The sequence below is a fragment of the Streptomyces sp. CWNU-52B genome, from assembly GCF_047444975.1.
Lineage (GTDB): Bacteria > Actinomycetota > Actinomycetes > Streptomycetales > Streptomycetaceae > Streptomyces.
Genome location: NZ_JBLFJV010000044.1, coordinates 170,235 through 189,733, shown reverse-complemented (window position 1 = coordinate 189,733; position 19,499 = coordinate 170,235). Strand labels below are relative to the sequence as shown.

Genomic DNA, 19,499 nt, shown 5'->3' with positions numbered 1-19,499 from the left:
CGGGGCCGCCGGGACCGCTGTCGAGGTCACCGCTGAGGTCGCTGTCGAATGAGCTGCTCACTTGCCTGGCACCTTCCAGCCGAACCGGGCCTTGACCGCCGCGCCGTGCGCCGGCAGGTCCTCCGCCTCCGCCAGGGTCACCACGTGGTGGGCGACCTCGGCGAGCGCGTCGCGCGTGTAGTCGACGATGTGGATGCCGCGCAGGAACGACTGCACCGACAGTCCCGAGGAGTGGCAGGCGCAGCCGCCGGTCGGCAGGACGTGGTTGGAGCCGGCCGCGTAGTCGCCGAGGGAGACGGGCGCCCAGGGTCCGACGAAGACCGCCCCGGCGTTCCTGACCCGGTCGGCGACCGCGGGGGCGTCGGCCGTCTGGATCTCCAGGTGCTCGGCGCCGTACGCGTTGACGACGCGCAGGCCCTCCGCCACGCCGTCGACCAGCACGATCGCGGACTGCCGGCCGCCGAGCGCCGGGACGATCCGGTCCTCGACGTGCTTGGTGGCGGCGACCTGCGGCGCCAGTTCCGCGGCGACCGCGTCGGCCAGCGTGACGGAGTCGGTGACCAGGACGGCGGCCGCGAGCGGGTCGTGCTCGGCCTGGCTGATCAGGTCGGCGGCGACGTGCACCGGGTCGGCCGTTCCGTCCGCGAGGATCGCGATCTCGGTCGGTCCGGCCTCGGCGTCGATGCCGATCCGGCCCGCGAAGTAGCGCTTGGCGGCCGCGACCCAGATGTTGCCCGGTCCGGTGACCATGGGAGCGGCCGGACAGGACTCGGTGCCGTACGCGAACATCGCCACGGCGGTCGCACCGCCGGCCGCGTACACCTCGTCGACGCCGAGCAGCGCGCAGGCGGCCAGGATCGTCGGGTGCGGCAGGCCGCCGAAGTCGGCCTGGGCGGGCGAGGCGAGCGCGATCGACTCGACGCCCGCCTCCTGCGCCGGGACCACGTTCATGATCACGGACGAGGGGTAGACCGAGCGGCCGCCCGGCGCGTACAGCCCGACTCGGTCGACGGGCAGCCACTTCTCGGTGACCGAGCCGCCGGGGACGACCTGGGTGGTGTGCGGGGTGCGGCGCTGCGCGCGGTGGACGACGCGGGCGCGCCGGATCGACTCCTCCAGGGCCGCGCGGACGGCCCCGTCGAGCTGGTCGAGCGCGTCCGTGAGGGCCTGCGCCGGCACCCGTACGGACGTGAGGCGGACGCCGTCGAACTTCTCCGCGTAGTCGATCAGCGCCGCGTCGCCCCGATGATGCACGGCCTCGCAGATCGGACGCACCTTCTCCAGGGCGGCCGAGACGTCGAAGTCGGCTCGGGGCAGCAGGTCGCGCAGGGCGGCACCCTCGGGGAGGGCCTCGCCGCGCAGATCGATTCGGGAGATCACATGGTCAATTCTCGCAGACCGCCGCCGGGCGCCGGACGCCTGTATCAATCGCTGATACGCGCCGTGGTCACCGATCGGCACATGGCCTGATCCAGCCCCTCGTCGTCACTGACAGCGACCATCGTCACTCTCAGCTTTCAGGCGGTCGCCCAGCGGGCATCACAGGGACGTCTGTACGAAACCCGCGAGTAGCAGAGGAGGAAGAGAAGACCGTGACCGATGGGACCATACTCCGCGCCGGGGAGCTGCCGGACGACCTGAGCGGCGCCGAGGCCGGCATGTGGCAGGCGTTCCGCAACGGCAGCGTGTACGACCTGCGGGCGGGCGACCCCGTCGTCGACGATCCGCACGGCGGCCATCCATGGGGCCCGGAGCGCACGGTGCGGGCCCGGATCGTGGCGTGGCTGCTGCTGGACGGGCCGCCCGCGCTGGACGGCCGCGTGGCCTCCCTCAAGCTGACGGGGGTGCGGATGGTCGACACGCTCGATCTCGCGGGCGGCGGTATCGAGCCGTACGTCGAGCTGAAGGGCTGCCGTTTCGAGAAGGAGATCCTGCTGCCGGAGGCCCGGTTCACCACCCTGCGGCTGGTGGACTGCTCGATACCCCGGCTGGAGGCGGCCCGGCTGCACACCGAGGGCGATCTGCATCTGCCGCGCTGCCGCTTCCACAACGGCGTCCGGCTGACCGACGCGCACATCGGCACGGACCTGCTGCTCAACCAGGCGGTGATCTACCGGGACCGCCGCGACAACTCCCTGGCGGGCGACGGGATGGCGATCGGGCAGGACCTCCAGGCCGAGATGCTGGAGTCGCACGGCGAGCTGAGCCTGCGCGGCGCGAAGGTGGGCGTCTCGCTCAGCCTGCGCGGCAGCCGGCTGGCCAACCCCTACGGACGCCGGGCGCTCAACGCGCCGCAGCTGACCGTCGGACGCACCCTGTACCTGACCCCCGCGGGCCTCGGCGACCCCGTGCTGACCAGCGGCCGGACCCCCGCACGCGGCACCCGGATGCAGCGGTTCGAGTGCACGGGCGGGATCCGCCTCGACGACGGCAGGTTCGGGGACGCGGTGGACTTCGAGCAGGCCCAGCTGACCCTGCGGGACGACCAGGAGGTGTCGCTGCGCCGCGTCCAGGTGCCCGAGCTGCGGTTCCTCGGCCGGCGTCCGCGGCGCGGCCGGATCGTGCTGAACGGAGCGCGGGTGGTCACCCTCATCGACCAGGCGGCCAGCTGGCCGGGCGCAGGCCAGTTGCAGATGGGCGGCTTCCAGTACGAGAACCTGGTGCCACGCGGCCCGTTCCCACTGGTCAGACGGCTGCAGTGGGTGGCCGCGGCCACTCCGGAGTACAGCCCGGAGCCGTACGAGCGGCTGGCCACGGTGCTGCGCAACGGCGGCGAGGACGAGGACGCGCGCGAGGTGCTGCTCGCCAAGCAGCGCCACCGGCGCGAGAACCTGCCGATCGCCGCCAAGCTGTGGGGCTACGCGCAGGACTGGACGGTCGCCTACGGATACCGGCCGGGGCGCGCGGCCGTGTGGATGGCCGTGCTGTGGGCGGCCACCTCGGTCGCCTTCGCGCACGCCGACCATCCGCCGCTCAAGAGCGGTGAGCACCCGCCGTGGAACCCGTCGCTGTTCGCCCTCGACCTGCTGCTGCCGGTCATCGACCTGGGGCAGGTCGGCTTCTGGCAGTTGCGCGGCGGCTGGCAGTGGCTGTCCGCGGTGGTGATCCTGCTGGGCTGGATCCTGGCGACGACGGTGGCGGCGGGCGCCACCCGGACGCTCCGCAGAGGCTGAGCCTCCCGGGTGCCGTACATGCCGCGTACACGTTCCGTACGGCCGCGCAACACCTGAGCGGCAGTCACTTTTTACGCGCCCTTGACTGTTCCTCAGACAACCAAACCATGGTTACAAAAGCGTCATCGCTCACCCTCTGGTACCCGCCCCACCTGCGGCTTTCAATGGGCACCACCATGGCACTGCTGCGAGCGCTCCTCCGTACGGTCCGGATGGCGCGGAACACCGCGAGTCTCGCCACCGGTCTGCCCGACGACGACGAGGTGCTCCTCGACGCCCCGGACGAGCGGCTCGGTCCGGCCCTGGTCGCGGCGGGCCGCGGTGAGTACGGGCCCGCCGGCAAGCTGCTGTCCACCACCCGCGAGGGCGCCGAGTGGGAGAACCGCGACCGGTACACGACCCGCCTCGCCACCTTCGCCCTCTCCCGGGGCGAGTGGTTCGACGCATGGCGCGCCGCCGCTCCGCGCGACCCGGACACGGCTCTGGTCAAGGCCGAGCTGGCGGTGTGCCGGAGCTGGCGGTCACCGGCCCGCGCCGAGCTGCTGCGCCAGGTCGCGCCGCTGATCTCCGCCGCCGCCGAGGGCGATCCGCGCGACCCGGTGCCCTGGCGTGTCGCGCTGGACCACGCCCGGGGCACCAACGCGTCGCACACCGAGTTCGAGCAGCTGTGGGCGCAGGCCGTCCGCCGCTCCCCGCACCACTACGGCTGCCATGTGGCGGCCCTTCAGTACCTGTCGGCCGCCTGGTACGGCTCGCACCGCGAGTGCTTCGACTTCGCCGAGCGGGCCGCCCAGGACGCGCTGCCCGGTTCACTGGTCCAGGCACTGCCCGTACGCGCGGCCTTCGCCTATCTGACCGAGGGCGGCGGGGCCGCCGTGAGCCGCGAGCGCCTCGACTCGGCGGCCGACCTGGCGGTCGCCCTCTCCGCGCAGTACGCGGACGCCGACCCGTGGCCCGCGCAGGTCCGCAACCTGCTCACCTATGTACTGGTCCGGCTCGAACGCTGGGAGGACGCGCTGGAACAGCTGCGCCGGATCGGACCGTACGCCACCTCGTTCCCCTGGGACCGCGTCAGCGACGATCCGCTCGGACAGTTCCTCGAACTGCGGGACGGGATCAGGCTCCAGGTGGCCTCGGACAGGCCCCTGAGGGCACGCGGGCGGGATCGTCCGTATCCACGGAGTGAGCGCGACGGACGTGAGCCGTCCGGTGACCATTAGGCTTTCGGGTCGTGACCACCGTCCGGCTCCCACTCTTCCCCCTGAACTCGGTGCTGTTTCCCGGGCTCGTCGTGCCCCTGAACATCTTCGAGGAGCGCTATCGCGCGATGATGCGCGATCTCCTGAAGACCCCCGAGGACGAACCGCGCCGGTTCGCCGTCGTCGCCATCCGCGACGGCCACGAGGTGGCGACCACCTCGCCCGGTATGCCGGACCAGACGACCGTGCCGCGCCGCGGGCCCTCGGCCGGCTTCGGCGACGACCCGGTGAAGGCCTTCCACGAGGTCGGCTGCGTCGCCGACGCCGCGACCGTCCGGGAACGGGCCGACGGCAGCTTCGAGGTGCTGGCCACCGGGACGACCCGGGTACGGCTGGTCTCCGTGGACACCTCAGGGGCCTATCTGACGGCCGAACTGGAGGAACTGCCGGAGGAACCCGGCGAGGAGGCGGGGGCGCTCGCCGAGGGGGTGCTGCGGGCCTTCAGGCAGTACCAGAAGCGGCTGGCCGGCGCGCGGGAGCGGTCCCTGTCGACCGGGGCCGATCTGCCGGACGAGCCGGCCGTCGTGTCGTACCTGGTCGCGGCGGCGGTGATGCTCGACGTGCCGGCGCGGCAGCGGCTGCTCCAGGCCCCGGACACGGCGTCCCGGCTGCGCGAGGAGCTGACGCTGCTGCGGGCCGAGACCGCGATCATCCGCAATCTGCCGTCGCTGCCCGCGTCGGAACTGACCCGCGGGCCGACGAACCTCAACTGACCCGAGGAGAAGGACCTCTTGGCGAAGAAGCAGCAGAAGCGTCAGAAGCAGCAGCCGGGCGGGACGCCGGCGACCGTGGCGCTCACCGCGGCGGGCGTCGAGTTCACGGTGCACGCCTACGAACACGATCCGGCGCATCCCTCGTACGGGGAGGAGGCCGCCGAGGCGATGGGGGTGTCCCCCGACCGGGTCTTCAAGACCCTGATCGCGGACGTCGACGGCGAGCTGACGGTCGCCGTCGTGCCCGTGGCGGGCTCCCTCGACCTGAAGGCGCTGGCGGCCGCGGTGGGCGGCAAACGGGCCACGATGGCCGACCCGGCCGCCGCGGAGCGCACCACGGGTTACGTCCGTGGGGGCATCTCACCACTGGGCCAGCGCAAGAGACTCCGCACGGTCCTGGACACGTCCGCGAGCGACCACACCACGATCTGCGTATCAGCAGGCCGCCGAGGCCTGGAACTGGAACTCCCCCCACAAACCCTCAAAAACCTCACAAACGCAACCCTGTCCCCGGTGGCCCGCCCCTGACCCGCCCCCGGGCGGCCGCCGAAGGCGCCGCCGAGGGGCGCGGGGAACGGCGCGCCAAGCCACAACGAACCCGCACGTCACCGAACACGCCGACACCACACCTTCAGGCAAACCCGAACCCCAACTCCCAAGGGGCGCGGGGAACTGCGCACCCAGCCACACGGGACCCGCACGTCACCCCGCCCCGAACACGCCGGCACCACACCTTCAGGCAAACCCGAACCCCAACCCCCAAGGGGCGCGGGGAACTGCGCACCCAGCCACACGGGACCCGCACGTCACCAACCCCCACGGCAGCCCCGCACAACCCAGCGGAGCGCTCACGCGGGGCGGCGCCCATGATTCGCCCGCCCCCGCCTGACCCGCCACTTCCGCTTACGCGTCTTCTTCGACATGTCCTCGGTACTTAACCGAGAACCCCACCCCCGTCGAGAGGCCCCGCACACCGGAGTGGACCGGCGGTCAGCTCGGAGGCCCCTGCGGAGGATAAGGAGACTGGTAGGGATCCGGGTCCCGCGGAGCGAAGAGAGCCGTCAGCCCCAGATGGATCAGCAGCGCCGAAAGCGACCACGCCAACATCGCACCCTTGGCGTTGAGCTCCAGAGGCGCGTCGAAGGTGACCCCCTTGCCCACCTCCTTGGCATGCCCGACCACGTCCTGGGTGGGCCCGAGCCAGACCCCCAGCCGCCAGGCGACCAGCGAGCCCAGGACGCCGCCGACGGTGAGCGCGACGACCAGCGGAATCCCGCCCCGGCGCCGCAGAAGGAACACCACCAGCGCGCTGACCAGGCCGAAGGCGAGCGCCAGCAGCGTGAACGTACCGTCCACCCCGATGGCCTGCTCCCCCTCGGTGTCCTTGAGGTAGACCGCGGAGCTGTCGGAGACGAGCGGCACGTGCGGGGCCAGCCGCCACCACAGGACGCCGAGCAGCAGCCCCCCGACCGTCATCGCGACCGTGATGATCGCGGCCTCACGCAGCTCTGTCTTCATCCCGGGACCGTCCTCCTCATGACCGAGCCCGTACCCGGCGGGCGGCGCCTGCCAGGCGTCGTGCGGCGGCTGGTGGTGCGGCGGCGGAGGCGGAGTCAGCGGTGCGGTCACACGGACATCGTGCCAGGCCCGCCCGTCGGCCGCGTCACCGGACGGCCGCCCGGCGGTAGGCCCAGGTCGCGACGGCCAGCGAGGCGACGCCGACCGCCGCGCACACACCGAGGTCGAGCAGGACGACGGCCCAGTCCGGATCGGGCCCGAAGGTCAGCGCGAGAGCCTCGACCCCGTAGGTGGAAGGCATCAGGTCACGCGCGTACTGCAGGAGCGTCGGCAGCCGGTCCGGCGGCAGCACACCGAGCAGCAGCGCGGCGGACATGCCCAACTGACCGAGCAGCGTGGCCAGTTCCGCACGGGGCGCGAGCAGTCCGAGCGCCGCCCCGAGGCCGGCGAGCGCCGCGCCCGAGAGCGGGACGACGGCGAACAGGATCCACAGGTGCGTCAGCGGCAGCTGGAAGAGCACGCTGCCCACGACCGCGGTCACGAACGTGCCGGGCACGGTGAAGGAGGCGTACGCCGCGGCCGCGCCGAGCACGACGGCGGCGGGCGGCACCGGCAGCGTCGCGTAGTGGTCGAGGCCGCCGCTGGCCCGCAGCTGGCCGAAGTACTGGGCGAGCAGGTTGAGCGCGACGAACGCGACCACGAGGACCGACGAACCGGCGACCACGGCCCGCGCCTCGCCGCCGCCGTCCACCACCCCCCGCATCAGGACCATGATCCCGATGGACTGGAAGGTCGCCACGAACAGCAGCGGGATCCGCGCCACCCTGGCCCGGGAGAGCTGCGCCCGGTAGACGGCGGCCAGCGCCGGCCACAGCCGGGCGCGCGGTCCGAGCTCGGCGACGGCACGGACACCGTCCTCGGTGTCCGTGTCATGACCGGACCGGTTCCCGTCCGCGCGGGCTGCGCCGGGCAGGACCTCGGCGGGTACGACACTCACGTCGAGCGGCTCCTGTTCGCTTCGGCTGCCGTGGTAGCTGTGCCTGTCCTTGTTCGGTACGGCTGCGGGGGCCCGCGTGCTCACGCCTTGACCAACCCCCGTACGCTTCCGGCGCTGCCGCCCAGCGCCAGGTACACGTCCTCCAGACTCGGGGTGGAGAGCGTGAAGTCGTCCAGGGCCGCGAAGGCGGCTCCGCCGGTGACCGCCGCGACGGCCGCGCGGGCCTCCTCGGGGGAGAGCCTGAGCGACCAGCGCCGGCCCGACTCTACGGCCCGGTCGCGCAGGGCCGCGACCTCCGGCACGTCGAGCGGGGCGCGCTCGCGCCAGACCAGTTCGAGGCGCACCTCGCCGGCCACCTTCTCCTTCAGCCCGGAGGGGGTGTCGCAGGCGATGACCCGGCCCCGGTCGAGGACGGCGACCCGGTCGAGGACGGTCTCCGCCTCGATGACGTTGTGGGTGACCAGGAGGACCGTCGTGGCGTGCTCGGCCCGGCGCCGGTCGACGGCGGCCCAGACGGCACGGCGGGCGACGGGGTCCATGCCGGTGGTCGGCTCGTCGAGGACGAGGAACGGCCGGGCGCCGACGAGGGTGGTGGCGAAACAGGCGAGCCGTCGCTGTCCGCCGGAGAGCTTCTTGAGGGGCCGCGAGGCGATCGCGGTCAGGCCCAGTTCCTCCAGGACCCCGTCCCGCTCGGCCCGTGCGCTGCGCACGTCGAGGCCGCGCAGCCGGCCGGTGGTCTCCGCGGCGAGCGACACGGTCAGCTCGTCGAGCGCGGTGGACTCCTGCCCGAGGTACGCGAGGATCCGCGCGGCCCGCTCGGGGTGCCGCACGATGTCGTGCCCGAGGATCTCGACACTGCCGCGGTCGGGGCGCATCAGCCCGGTCAGCTGGCGTACGAGGGTGGTCTTGCCGGCGCCGTTCGGCCCGAGGAGCCCGAAGATCTCGCCCCGCCGGATGTCGATCCGCACCCCGTCGGTGGCCCGCACCTCGGGTGTGCCGGGTGCTCCGCGCCGTCCGCGCACCGCCGGATAGGTCTTCGCGAGATCCCGCACCGCGCACACGACATCCCGACCATGCCCGTCCCGGACTGCCTGTGCGGTGCGCGTACTCACGAGAACCGAGAGTACGGGGTCCCACCCCCCGAACAACGCCCGGGGCGGCCATACCCCCCACTATCGCCCCGAAGAAGCCCCGCAAGGGGCGCGGGGAACTGCGCACCCAGCCACAACGAACCCGCACCCGCCCCCTACGCCCGGCGGGGGCCGACCCCACCTACTCCCCCGCGGGAGCGTGCTCCGTGGTGGTTCGTGCTTCGATCTCCCGCCAGAACCCCGCCCGGATCGCATACCGGTCGTGCTCGTCGATCTGGTCGTCCTTGTGCGCGAGCAGCCCGAACCGCGCCGCGTACCGCAACAGCTCCCCGTCGATCCGATGCGGCACCCGCGGATACATCGTGGACAGCTTCGGCAGCTGCGTCTGGTCGGACAGCCGCTCCATCCACCGCCGGGCGAACACCTGCCCGACCTCGAACGGATCGCCGCCCACCGTCGTGATGTCCTCCTCACGGTCGGCCCACCGCTGCTCCGCCGAGGTGAGCTGCGCCAGCGTCGGCAGCAGCGCGGCCTCCGCGGTCTCGCTCGCGGTGCTGCCGGGCCGGTCGACCCACCCCTTGTCGGAGGACCAGCGCAGCGTCGCGTTCGGAGGGTGCTGCGGCGTCTGTGCGCCGGGGGCGCGCAGCGCGGCCAGGTCCTTCGGCGTCGGAACCCCCTTGCCGGCCGGCACCCGCGCGTCCGTGCCGTTCTCGCTCGGGGCTGCCTGCGCGTGCTCCGTCGCGCGTACGGGCCGCTCACCCGCGGTGCCCAGCGCGGACTCGGGCAGCGGCGCGGAGAGGATCGCGGCGATCTCGGGCCGCGGCACGGGCGGCGGCGCGCAGACCCCGCCGATCTCCTTGGCCCGGACGGCCTTGGTGATCCAGACCCGGTCGAGCACCCGCCGCTCGTCGGCCTCGGCGACGAGGTCCTCCGACTGGTTGTAGTCGCCGTCCGCGGCCTGGACGGCCCACAGGTGCACGGCGACGCCGTGCTCCTTGGCGGCCATCATGCCGGGCAGCAGATCCCCGTCACCGGTGACGAGCACGACGTCGGAGCAGGCCCGGTTGCGCGCCAGCTCGGTGAGCTCGGCGTGCATGGCGGCGTCCACGCCCTTCTGCGCCCACCGCCCGTCACTGCGGGTCAGCGCGCCCAGGCGCACCGTGACCCGGGGCATCACGCGCAGCCTGCGGTGTTCCGGCTGCGGTACGCGGTCGGGGGCCCCGTCGAACCAGTAGATGCGCAGCAGGGGCCGTTCCGTCTCGGACTCGGCGCGGTCGCGCAGCCCCTGGATGAGGGCGGAGTGGTCGACGGTGATCCGGGATCGCGAGGGTTCACCGGCGAGGAGACTGGCGGCGGCCCCGAGCAGGTAACCGGCGTCCACCAGGACAATGCAGCGGTCCACGCGATCCACCCTCTTTCCGGGAGGTTTGCTTCGGGCTTCCTTCGAGTCTGCCCGACCACGCGGAGGTTAACGGCCGGAACTCGATCTTCGGCGTGGCGGATCGGGCGATCACTCAGCTACAGGCCTTATTACGCACGGTAATTCTCCGAAATGCGTGGCTTCTCATCCTATGTGAGGCTGGTTCCGGCCCTGGCCCCTAGATCCCCCGCAGGAGGCAGATCACCATGGCCAAGAACAAGAACCGTAAGCAGGGCGGCGAACGGGACCGTTCCTCGCAGGCCGAGCGCGCGCAGGAGCAGGCGGAGCGGTCCTCGGCCGAGGCCCAGCAGTCGCCGATCTCGCAGGCGCAGGGCAGCCCCGCCGATGTCGCCCGCAAGCACCAGAAGCGTTTCGGCCACAACTGAGGCGCCACAACTGAGACAGGCGCACGGGCCGTTGAGGCCCCGGGCGCTGTCACACGCCGAGGGGCGTACCCGGTACCGGGTACGCCCCTCGCGTCGGTCCACAAATGACCATCGGTCCACAAACGGCCAGAAGAGAGCAGAACGGATCAGCCGGTCGCCGCCGCGGTCGCCGTCGTCAGGCAGGCCGGGCCCAGCAGGACCTTCAGGTCGCCGAAGAGCGCGGGGTCCGGCTTCACGCGGTGCCGGTCGAGCCGCAGCACGGTGGTCTTGCTCGGGCCCTGGAGCCTGATCCGCACCTCGCTCTCGCCCCGGTGGTGGCTGAGGATCTCGCCGAGCCTGCTGACCATCGGCGGGGTGATCTTCAGGGCCGGGATGGTAAGGATCACGGGCGCGTTGGTGCCCGCGTTCGACAGGTCCGGGACCTGCAGCTCCATGGCGACCAGCCGCGGCACGTCCTCGCGCTTGTCGAGGCGTCCCTTGACGAAGACCACGGCGTCCTCGACGAGTTGGGTCGAGACCAGCTGGTAGGTCGCGGGGAAGAACATGCACTCGATGGAGCCGGCGAGGTCCTCGACGGTGGCGATCGCCCAGGCGTTGCCCTGCTTGGTCATCTTGCGCTGGAGGCCGGAGATGATGCCGCCGATGGTGACGACCGCGCCGTCCCCGTGCTCACCGCCGGTGAGCTGGTTGATGCCCGCGTCGGCCTTGTCGGACAGCACGTGCTCCAGGCCGAACAGCGGGTGGTCGGAGACGTACAGGCCGAGCATCTCCCGCTCCTGGGCGAGCAGGTAGGCCTTGTCCCACTCGTCGGTGGTGAACTCCACGTCCAGCCCGAAGCCCGGCTCGGTGTTGTCCGCCTCGCCCATGCCGCCGAAGAGGTCGAACTGGCCCTCGGCCTCCTTGCGCTTGACCGCGACCACGTTGTCGATCATCGGCTCGAAGTGCGCGGTGAGGCCCTTGCGGGTGTGCCCCATCGTGTCGAAGGCGCCGGCCTTGATGAGGGATTCCGTGGTGCGCTTGTTGCAGGCGGCCGCCTCGACCTTGTCGAGGTAGTCGGGGAACGAGGCGTACTTCCCCTTGGCCTTGCGGCTGCGGATGATCGACTCCACCACGTTCGTACCGACGTTGCGGACGGCCGAGAGGCCGAAGAGGATCACGTCGTCGCCCTGTGCGGCGAAGTTCTGCTCGGACTCGTTGACGTTCGGCGGCAGGACCTTGATCTTCATGCGCCGGCACTCGTTGAGGTAGACGGCCGACTTGTCCTTGTCGTCCTTGACCGAGGTGAGCAGCGCGGCCATGTACTCGGCCGGGTAGTTCGCCTTCAGATAGCCGGTCCAGTACGACACCAGTCCGTACGCGGCGGAGTGGGCCTTGTTGAAGGCGTATCCGGCGAACGGGACCAGGACGTCCCACAGGGCCTGGATCGCCTCGTCGCTGTAGCCGTTCTTCCGGGCGCCCGCCTGGTAGAGGACGAAGTTCTTCGCCAGTTCCTCGGGCTTCTTCTTGCCCATCACGCGGCGCAGGATGTCGGCCTCGCCGAGCGAGTAGCCGGCGATGATCTGGGCGGCCTTCTGGACCTGCTCCTGGTAGACGATCAGACCGTAGGTGACCGCCAGGACCTCTTCGAGCGGCTCCTCCAGCTCCTTGTGGATCGGGGTGATCTCCTGGCGCTTGTTCTTGCGCTCCGCGTAGTTGATGTGCGAGTTCATGCCCATCGGGCCCGGCCGGTAGAGGGCCGAGACGGCGGAGATGTCCTCGAAGTTGTCGGGCTGCATCTGGCGGAGCAGCGAGCGCATCGGGCCGCCGTCGAACTGGAAGACGCCCAGGGTGTCACCGCGGCAGAGCAGTTCGAAGGTCTTGGGGTCGTCCAGCGGGAGGTCGAGCATCTCCAGGTCGATGCCCTTGTTGGCCTTCACCATCTTGATGGCGTCGTCCATGATCGTGAGGTTGCGCAGGCCCAGGAAGTCCATCTTCAGCAGGCCGAGCGACTCGCACTGCGGGTAGTCCCACTGGGTGATCGTGACGCCGTCGGTGTGCCGCGTCCAGAGCGGGGCGTGGTCGACGATGGGCTCGCTGGACATGATCACGCCGGCCGCGTGCACGCCCATCTGCCGGACCAGGCCCTCGACGCCCTTGGCGGTGTCGATGACCTTCTTCACGTCCGGCTCGTTCTCGTACATCCCCCGGATCTCGCCGGCCTCGCCGTAGCGCGCGTGCTTGGGGTCGGTGATGCCGTTCAGGTCGATGCCCTTGCCGAGGACGTCGGCGGGCATGGCCTTGGTGAGCCGGTCGCCCATCGCGTACGGGTAGCCCAGCACGCGCGCGGAGTCCTTGATGGCGTTCTTCGCCTTGATCTTGCCGTACGTGCCGATCATGGCGACCTTGTCGGCGCCGTACTTCTCCGTCACGTACCTGATCACCTCGACGCGCCGACGCTCGTCGAAGTCGATGTCGACGTCGGGCATGGAGACGCGCTCGGGGTTCAGGAACCGCTCGAAGATCAGTCCGTGCGGGATGGGGTCGAGGTCGGTGATGCCCATGGCGTACGACACGATCGAACCGGCCGCGGAACCACGGCCCGGACCCACCGCGATGCCCTGCTTCTTGGCCCACATGATGAAGTCGGCGACGACGAGGAAGTACCCCGGGAACCCCATCTGGATGATGACGTCCATCTCGTACTCGGCCTGCTTCTGGCGGTCGTCGGGGACGCCGCCGGGGAAGCGGCGCGCCATGCCGCGGCGCACCTCCTCCTGGAACCAGGTGACCTCGGTGAAGCCGTCCGGGATGTCGAACTTCGGCATGAGGTTCTTCGCCTCGAACATGCCCGCGGTGTCGATCTGTTCGGCGACCAGGAGGGTGTTCGCGCAGCCCTCCTGCCAGGCGTCCGAGGAGTCGACTGCGTACATCTCGTCGGTCGACTTCAGGTAGTAACCGGTCCCGTCGAAGCGGAAGCGGTCCGGGTCGGAGAGGTTCTTACCGGTCTGGATGCACAGCAGCGCGTCGTGGGCGGTGGCCTCGTGCGCGTACGTGTAGTGCGAGTCGTTCGTCACCAGCGGCGGGATGCCCAGCTTCTTGCCGACCCGCAGCAGATCCTCACGGACCCGGCTCTCGATCTCGATGCCGTGGTCCATCAGCTCCAGGAAGTACCGGTCCTTGCCGAAGATGTCCTGGTACTCCGAGGCCGCCTTCACGGCCTCGTCGAACTGGCCCAGGCGCAACCGGGTCTGCAGTTCGCCGGAGGGGCACCCGGTGGAGGCGATCAGCCCCTCGGACCACTGGGAGATGGTCTCCTTGTCCATGCGGGGCCACTTCTGCAGCCAGCCCTCCGCGTACGCGTCCGAGGAGAGCTTGAAGAGGTTGTGCAGCCCCGTGCTGTTCGCCGCCCAGATCGTCTTGTGGGTGTAACCACCGGAGCCGGACACGTCGTCGCGCTTCTGGTGCGGCTGGCCCCACTTGATCTTGCGCTTGTTGCGCCGCGACTCGGGGGCGACGTACGCCTCGATGCCGATGATCGGGGTGACGCCCGCCTTCTTGGCCGAGTGGAAGAAGTCGTACGCCCCGTGGAGGTTGCCGTGGTCGGACATCGCGATATGGGACATGCCCATCTCGTTGCACGCGTCGAACATGTCCTTCAGCCGCGCGGCACCGTCCAGGAGCGAGTACTGGGTGTGGACGTGCAGGTGCGTGAACGGCGGCTTTGACACGGCTTCGGCCTCCAAGAAGAACTGGCGTCGACGGCGTCCCTACGAGCTGCGGACAGTCCGGGGGACAGCACGGAAGTCTATGCCTGAGGACTGACACTCCGAGAGCTGTCCCCCGTACCTTCATGCGTACCTTCGTACGGGGGGAAGCGGGCACTCCCGCGTTCCTTCGTCCGTTGACGGGGACGGAGACATCCGTCCCCGGGGACGGCGTGTTCCGTCCCCCCTCGTCCCCACTCGTCATGCACCCACCTGCACCAGGAGGCACCCAGCGATGTCGGTTCCGCAGCTCAGCGCCGAGCAGCGCGGCGAACAGATCCTCGCCGTCTTCCAGTCCGCCTTCGGCGATCTGCTGGCCGCCGATCCGGCCGCGTTCCGCGTGAAGTTCCGGAAGATGGCCGCCTCGGCGTTCGCGTTCTACCGCGGGACGGCAGGGCTCTTCTACCACGACCTGGAGCAGGAGAAGCGCGGCGGTCCCTACCTGGACGAGCGCACCTCCCGGGTGTGGATCCACGGCGACCTGCACGCGGAGAACTTCGGCACGTACATGGACGCGCAGGGCCGTCTGATCTTCAACGTGAACGACTTCGACGAGGCCTACGTGGGCCCCTTCACCTGGGACCTCAAGCGCCTCGCCGCCTCCGTGGCCCTGATCGGCTACGCGAAGGCGCTGAGCGACGAGCAGATCACCGCCCTCGTCCGGACGTACGCGGCCGCCTACCGCGAGCGCATCCACGCCCTCGCGACGGGCGCCAAGAGCGACGAGGTGCCGCCCTTCACGCTGGACACCGCGCAGGGCCCCCTCCTGGACGCCCTGCGGGACGCGCGCTCGCTGACCCGTTTCGGGCTGCTCGACTCGATGACCGAGATCCGCGACTTCGAGCGCCGCTTCGCGCCGGGCGGCGGCTCCATCGAGCTGGACGCGGCCACCCGCTACAAGGTCCTCGCCGCCTTCGACGGCTACCTGGAGACACTGCCCGAGTCGTCCCTCGACCGCCCGGACTCCTACCGGGTGAAGGACGTCGTGGGCCGCCGCGGCATCGGCATCGGCTCGGCGGGGCTGCCCTCGTACAACATCCTCCTGGAGGGCGCCACCGACGCCCTGGAGAACGATGTGGTGATCTACATCAAGCAGGCCCAGACCCCGGCCGTCTCCCGGCACATCACGGACTCCTCGATCCGTGACTACTTCCAGCACGAGGGCCACCGCACGGTGATCTCCCAGCGCGCCCTCCAGGCGCACGCCGACCCGTGGCTGGGCTGGACCGAGCTGGACGGCGCGGGCCAGCTGGTCGCCGAGGTCTCGCCGTACGCCGTGGACCTCGACTGGGGCGACATCGACGACCCGGAGGAGATCGCCGCGGTCGTCGCCGACCTCGGCCGGGCCACCGCCACCATGCACGCCGCCGCGGACGACGAGAGCGGCCACTCGGAGCTGGTGCCGTTCTCCACGGAGCGCGCCATCGACGCGGCGATCGCCGGCGACGAGGACAGCTTCGGCGACCTCCTCGTGGACTTCGCCCATGCGTACGGGGCACGCGCGCGCGAGGACCACCAGATCTTCGTGGACCTCTTCCGCAACGGACGGATCCCGGGCCTGTGACCGTCCCCCCACCCAGAGGAACACCCACAGGAACCCTTTAGGGGTCCCTTACCGGAGTACGTGACAGACTCGTCAGTGCTATGGACATATCCGGGACCCAGCTCAGAGCCGTGCGCGCGGCGCTGTTCACGGCACTGGTCGTGACGCTCAGCACCGCGTCGCACGTGCTGCTGTCCCGGGTCCCCCTGCCGCTGACCACCGTCGCCGCGATCACCGGTGCCGTCTTCGTCGTCGCGTACGCGCTGGCGGGCCGGGAGCGCGGCTTCGGGCGGATCGCCGCGCTGCTGATCCCGCTGGAGCTGGCCGCCGACACGCTGTTCACCGCGGGCCAGCACGCCTGTTACGGCAAGGCGGGCGGGCCGATCGCCGGACCGCTGCGCTCCGTCGGTCTCGACGTGCTCTGCGGTGGCGGCGAGGTCGGCACCCCGCTGGCCCGGGTGACGGGCGGCGAGGCCCCGCCCGCCGCGGCCCTCCTCGCGCACGCCGACCCGGGCGCCGCCTGGCTGCTGCTCGGCGCGCACGTCGGCGTCGGCTTCCTCGCGGCGGCCTGGCTCCGCCGCGGCGAGCGGGCGCTGGCCCAGTTCCTGGACGCGGTGGCCGCCACCACCTTCCGTCCGCTGACGGTCGCGTTCACCGCGGTGGCCGTCCGCCTCACTCCGGTGCGCCGGCTCGAGCGGCCCACGCGCCGCCTCGCCGCCACGCGCACGCGGCTCTTCGTGCACTCCCTGGGACGGCGTGGACCGCCGTGCTCGGCCTCTCCCGCCTGAGCACACCAGTCCCGTACACCTGCCCCACCGGGCAGCTGACGCATCCCACGGAGAACACCATGAGCAAGCGGAACAGCCAGGCCTCGAAGTCGGCGGCCCGTGAGCGGCTGCGCGTCGAGCGCGAGCGCCAGGCCAAGCGCGACAAGGCCAAGCGGCAGATCATCGTCGCCGGTTCGATCGTCGCGGTCCTCGCGATAGCCGGCGGCATCGGTTACGCCGTCGTACAGAACAACGAGCCCTCCAAGTGGGACGAGGCCGCCGACGCGAAGGTCGTCGCCCCCGCCAACACCAGCGGCAAGAACGGCACGACCGTCGTCATCGGCGACTCCAAGACCGACAACACGGTCCACCTCTACGAGGACCCCCGCTGCCCGGCCTGCGCCTCCTTCGAGCAGACCATCGGCGAGACCGTCAACAAGGGCATGACGGACGGCGACTACAAGCTCTCCTTCACCCTCGGCACCTTCCTCGACGGCAACCTCAGCGGTGAGGGCTCGAAGAACGGGGTGAGCGCGCTCGGCGCCGCGCTGAACGTCAGCCCCGAGGCGTTCCTGGAGTTCAAGACCGCGCTGTACTCGACGAAGTACCACCCCGAGGAGACGAAGGACGACCTCGCCAAGGACAGCTACCTGATCAAGGTGGCGGACACGGTCGACGCGCTCAAGGACAACAAGAAGTTCCAGGACGCGGTCAACAAGGGCACGTACGACGCCTGGGCGATGAAGATGAGCAAGTCGTTCGACGACTCCAAGGGTGTCGAGTCGACGCCGACCATCAAGATCAACGACAAGGTCGTCGAGAACCCGAGCACCGTCGCCGACTGGCAGAAGGCCCTGAAGGACGCGGGCGTGACCAAGTAGTCGTCGCGAGTAGTCGCCGCAAGTAGTCGCCGGCTGTCGGCTACAGGGTTTCGAGGAAGCCGAGTGCCACCCGCCAGGTGGCCTCGGCGGCCTCCTCGTCGTAGTCCGGCAGCCCCGGATCGGTGTAGAGGTGCCCGGCGCCCGCGTACCGGTAGATCTCCACGTCGGCCCCCGCCTTGCCCATCTGCAGGTACCAGGCGGTCAGCCAGTCGTCGGGCTCGAAGGCGTCCGGCTCGGCCACGTGCAGCTGGACCGGCAGCTCGTCCACCGAGGCGGTCTCCGCGATGTCGGACGTGCCGTGCAGGAGCAGCAGCCCGCGGGCCTTCTCGTCGCCGAGCGCGAGGGTCTGCGCCGCCGCCGCGCCCAGCGAGAACCCCGCGTACACAAGACCACGCTCCGAGTAGGGCGCCGCGGCCAGGACGGCGCGCTTGAGCAGCTCGTCCTTGCCCAGCTCGTCCTTGAAGACCATGCCCTCCTCCACGGTCTCGAAGGTGCGCCCCTCGAAGAGGTCGGGCGTCCACACCTCGTGTCCCGCCGCACGCAGCCGGTCCGCCGCGTCCCGCACCGCGGGCCGCAGCCCGAAGGTCGAATGGAAGAGCATGATGTTCATGGGGCCATGGTGCCAGCCACCACCGACAACGCCGGTGCGGGGCCGACGGGCCGACGGGACGGCGGGCACGACTGCGTACGACTGCGTACGACTGCGTACGACGGCACATGACGGGCACGACGGGGCGCCACTGCGCGCGGCCCGGGACATTGGACCGGGACCACGTGTTCGAGACCGCCCCCGGCCGGTTACGGTCGAAGGCATGGAGAACGTGCTTCGCCCGCTGATCGTGATCGGCGGCTCGCTCGTCCTGACGGTGTCCGTCGGCTGGCTGGTCGACCTGCTGCTGCGACGTGCCGACCAACGCCATCAGGGGGTCCCCCTGTGGGGCCTGCTGCGCCGCTGCCGCCTTCCGCTGCAGTTCGTGATGTGCGCGGCGCTGTTCAGAGCGTCGTACCCGCAGGCCGAGATCGCCGACGACCACTCGGCGGGGATCGGCCAGACCCTGACCCTGGTCCTGATCGGTTCCACGGCCTGGCTCATGGTGCGGATCGCGGCGGCGGTCGTCGAGTCCTCGTACTCCCGGTACGCCAACACCCACCGTGATCCGGCCAGGGTCCGCCGTGTCCGTACGCAGGTCACGCTGATCCAGCGGGTGGTCTCCGCGATCGTCGGTGTGGTGGCGGTCGCCGCCATGCTGCTGACCTTCCCCGCGATGCGCGCGGCCGGTGCCTCGCTGCTGGCCTCGGCCGGCATCCTCGGCATCGTCGCCGGTGTCGCCGCGCAGTCCACGCTGAGCAATATGTTCGCCGGGCTGCAGATCGCCTTCGGCGACATGGTGCGGCTCGGTGACACGGTGGTGGTCAACGACGAGTGGGGCACGGTCGACGAGATCACGCTCACGTTCCTGACCGTGCGCACCTGGGACGAGCGCCGCATCACCATGCCGGTGTCGTACTTCACGTCGCAGCCGTTCGAGAACTGGTCGCGCGGCGGTGTGCAGATGACCGGCACGGTCTTCTTCCAACTGGACCACAGCGCCCCGGTGGAGGAGATGCGCGGCAGGCTCCGCGACATCCTCCGGGAGTGCCCCGCCTGGGACGGGCGCAACTACGGCCTCGCCGTGACCGACTCCACCGCCAGCACCATCGAGGTACGGGCCCTGGTCACCGCGAAGGACGCGGACGACGTCTGGACGGTCCGTGTCACCGTCCGCGAACAGATGCTCCGCTGGCTGACCACCCACCACCCGTACGCCCTGCCACGCGTCAACACCGCGGACGCGGTCCTCCCCCCACCGGCCGGCCCCCACCCCAACGGCACGGAAACCCGCCCCCGCACCACCCCCCGCAGCCGAGTGGTGGAACCCCCACGAACAGGCCGAGGCTGACCCCGCGCCCTTCAGGGGCGCGGGGAACGGCGCGACCAGCCACCACGGCCCGCAGATCCCCACGAACG

16 protein-coding genes are annotated in these 19,499 nt (G+C 70.9%); 9 read left to right on the top strand and 7 right to left on the bottom strand.

Annotation, left to right across the window (positions count from 1 at the left end):
* Nucleotides 1-57 precede the first annotated feature (57 nt).
* On the bottom strand, nt 58-1,380 hold the full coding sequence (gene hisD / locus ACLVWQ_RS30485; protein ID WP_414112450.1) for a histidinol dehydrogenase: 1,323 nt from the start codon (nt 1,378-1,380) through the stop codon (nt 58-60).
* Nucleotides 1,381-1,658: 278 nt separating this feature from the next.
* Between hisD and ACLVWQ_RS30480 the strand changes: the two genes are divergently transcribed.
* The 4 genes from ACLVWQ_RS30480 (at nt 1,659) to ybaK (ending at nt 5,673) form a co-directional block, all read left to right on the top strand.
* On the top strand, nt 1,659-3,173 hold the full coding sequence (locus tag ACLVWQ_RS30480) for an oxidoreductase (RefSeq protein WP_414112503.1): 1,515 nt from the start codon (nt 1,659-1,661) through the stop codon (nt 3,171-3,173).
* A 164-nt stretch (nt 3,174-3,337) separates the two neighbouring features.
* Nucleotides 3,338-4,393, top strand: coding sequence for a hypothetical protein (locus ACLVWQ_RS30475; RefSeq protein WP_414112449.1), 1,056 nt, complete (start codon nt 3,338-3,340; stop codon nt 4,391-4,393).
* Between the two features lie 11 nt (nt 4,394-4,404).
* Nucleotides 4,405-5,145 (top strand): LON peptidase substrate-binding domain-containing protein, encoded by a 741-nt coding sequence (locus ACLVWQ_RS30470; protein ID WP_414112448.1) that lies wholly within the window; start codon nt 4,405-4,407, stop codon nt 5,143-5,145.
* Between the two features lie 18 nt (nt 5,146-5,163).
* Nucleotides 5,164-5,673 carry a Cys-tRNA(Pro) deacylase gene (gene ybaK, locus ACLVWQ_RS30465; protein ID WP_414112447.1) on the top strand — a complete coding sequence of 170 codons (510 nt, stop codon included), beginning with the start codon at nt 5,164-5,166 and terminating at the stop codon, nt 5,671-5,673.
* A 462-nt stretch (nt 5,674-6,135) separates the two neighbouring features.
* On the opposite strand, the gene ACLVWQ_RS30460 is transcribed toward ybaK, so the two are convergent.
* The 4 genes from ACLVWQ_RS30460 to ACLVWQ_RS30445 all read right to left on the bottom strand — a co-directional run bounded on the left by ACLVWQ_RS30460 (nt 6,136) and on the right by ACLVWQ_RS30445 (nt 10,153).
* A complete protein-coding gene (locus ACLVWQ_RS30460) occupies nt 6,136-6,774 on the bottom strand; it encodes an AAA family ATPase (protein ID WP_414112446.1) in 639 nt (212 codons plus the stop codon).
* Nucleotides 6,775-6,808: 34 nt separating this feature from the next.
* Nucleotides 6,809-7,660, bottom strand: a complete 852-nt coding sequence (locus ACLVWQ_RS30455; protein WP_414112445.1) for an ABC transporter permease — start codon at nt 7,658-7,660, stop codon at nt 6,809-6,811.
* Nucleotides 7,661-7,740: 80 nt separating this feature from the next.
* Nucleotides 7,741-8,772, bottom strand: coding sequence for an ABC transporter ATP-binding protein (locus ACLVWQ_RS30450; RefSeq protein ID WP_414112444.1), 1,032 nt, complete (start codon nt 8,770-8,772; stop codon nt 7,741-7,743).
* 160 nt (nt 8,773-8,932) lie between these two features.
* Nucleotides 8,933-10,153, bottom strand: coding sequence for an NYN domain-containing protein (locus ACLVWQ_RS30445; RefSeq protein ID WP_414112443.1), 1,221 nt, complete (start codon nt 10,151-10,153; stop codon nt 8,933-8,935).
* A gap of 224 nt (nt 10,154-10,377) precedes the next feature.
* Between ACLVWQ_RS30445 and ACLVWQ_RS30440 the strand changes: the two genes are divergently transcribed.
* The gene (locus ACLVWQ_RS30440) at nt 10,378-10,557 is read left to right on the top strand and encodes a hypothetical protein (RefSeq protein ID WP_414112442.1); all 180 of its coding nucleotides are present in this window, start codon (nt 10,378-10,380) and stop codon (nt 10,555-10,557) included.
* A 146-nt stretch (nt 10,558-10,703) separates the two neighbouring features.
* Here the strand turns inward: ACLVWQ_RS30440 and dnaE are convergent, their stop codons facing one another.
* A complete protein-coding gene (gene dnaE, locus ACLVWQ_RS30435; RefSeq protein WP_414112441.1) occupies nt 10,704-14,264 on the bottom strand; it encodes a DNA polymerase III subunit alpha in 3,561 nt (1,186 codons plus the stop codon).
* Between the two features lie 271 nt (nt 14,265-14,535).
* Here dnaE and ACLVWQ_RS30430 point away from each other — a divergent pair, with 271 nt between their 5' ends.
* The 3 genes from ACLVWQ_RS30430 (at nt 14,536) to ACLVWQ_RS30420 (ending at nt 17,491) form a co-directional block, all read left to right on the top strand.
* Entirely contained in the window at nt 14,536-15,864 is a 1,329-nt protein-coding gene (locus ACLVWQ_RS30430) for a DUF2252 domain-containing protein (RefSeq protein ID WP_414112440.1), read from the top strand.
* 80 nt (nt 15,865-15,944) lie between these two features.
* A complete protein-coding gene (locus ACLVWQ_RS30425) occupies nt 15,945-16,631 on the top strand; it encodes a hypothetical protein (protein WP_414112439.1) in 687 nt (228 codons plus the stop codon).
* A gap of 59 nt (nt 16,632-16,690) precedes the next feature.
* Entirely contained in the window at nt 16,691-17,491 is an 801-nt protein-coding gene (locus ACLVWQ_RS30420) for a DsbA family protein (protein ID WP_414112438.1), read from the top strand.
* 40 nt (nt 17,492-17,531) lie between these two features.
* Here ACLVWQ_RS30420 and ACLVWQ_RS30415 read toward each other — a convergent pair whose 3' ends face one another.
* Nucleotides 17,532-18,101 (bottom strand): dienelactone hydrolase family protein, encoded by a 570-nt coding sequence (locus ACLVWQ_RS30415; RefSeq protein ID WP_414112437.1) that lies wholly within the window; start codon nt 18,099-18,101, stop codon nt 17,532-17,534.
* A 202-nt stretch (nt 18,102-18,303) separates the two neighbouring features.
* Here ACLVWQ_RS30415 and ACLVWQ_RS30410 point away from each other — a divergent pair, with 202 nt between their 5' ends.
* A complete protein-coding gene (locus tag ACLVWQ_RS30410; RefSeq protein ID WP_414112436.1) occupies nt 18,304-19,431 on the top strand; it encodes a mechanosensitive ion channel family protein in 1,128 nt (375 codons plus the stop codon).
* The last annotated feature ends 68 nt before the right edge of the window (nt 19,432-19,499 follow it).

Excerpts from the sequence above, each read along its gene's own strand:
- ACLVWQ_RS30440 (WP_414112442.1), top strand. The coding sequence starts at position 10,378 with ATGGCCAAGAACAAGAACCGTAAGCAGGGCGGCGAACGGGACCGTTCC.
- ACLVWQ_RS30415 (WP_414112437.1), bottom strand. The coding sequence starts at position 18,101 with ATGAACATCATGCTCTTCCATTCGACCTTCGGGCTGCGGCCCGCGGTG.
- ACLVWQ_RS30475 (WP_414112449.1), top strand. The coding sequence starts at position 3,338 with ATGGGCACCACCATGGCACTGCTGCGAGCGCTCCTCCGTACGGTCCGG.
- ACLVWQ_RS30430 (WP_414112440.1), top strand. The coding sequence starts at position 14,536 with ATGTCGGTTCCGCAGCTCAGCGCCGAGCAGCGCGGCGAACAGATCCTC.
- ACLVWQ_RS30425 (WP_414112439.1), top strand. The coding sequence starts at position 15,945 with ATGGACATATCCGGGACCCAGCTCAGAGCCGTGCGCGCGGCGCTGTTC.
- ACLVWQ_RS30420 (WP_414112438.1), top strand. The coding sequence starts at position 16,691 with ATGAGCAAGCGGAACAGCCAGGCCTCGAAGTCGGCGGCCCGTGAGCGG.
- ACLVWQ_RS30410 (WP_414112436.1), top strand. The coding sequence starts at position 18,304 with ATGGAGAACGTGCTTCGCCCGCTGATCGTGATCGGCGGCTCGCTCGTC.
- ACLVWQ_RS30480 (WP_414112503.1), top strand. The coding sequence starts at position 1,659 with ATGTGGCAGGCGTTCCGCAACGGCAGCGTGTACGACCTGCGGGCGGGC.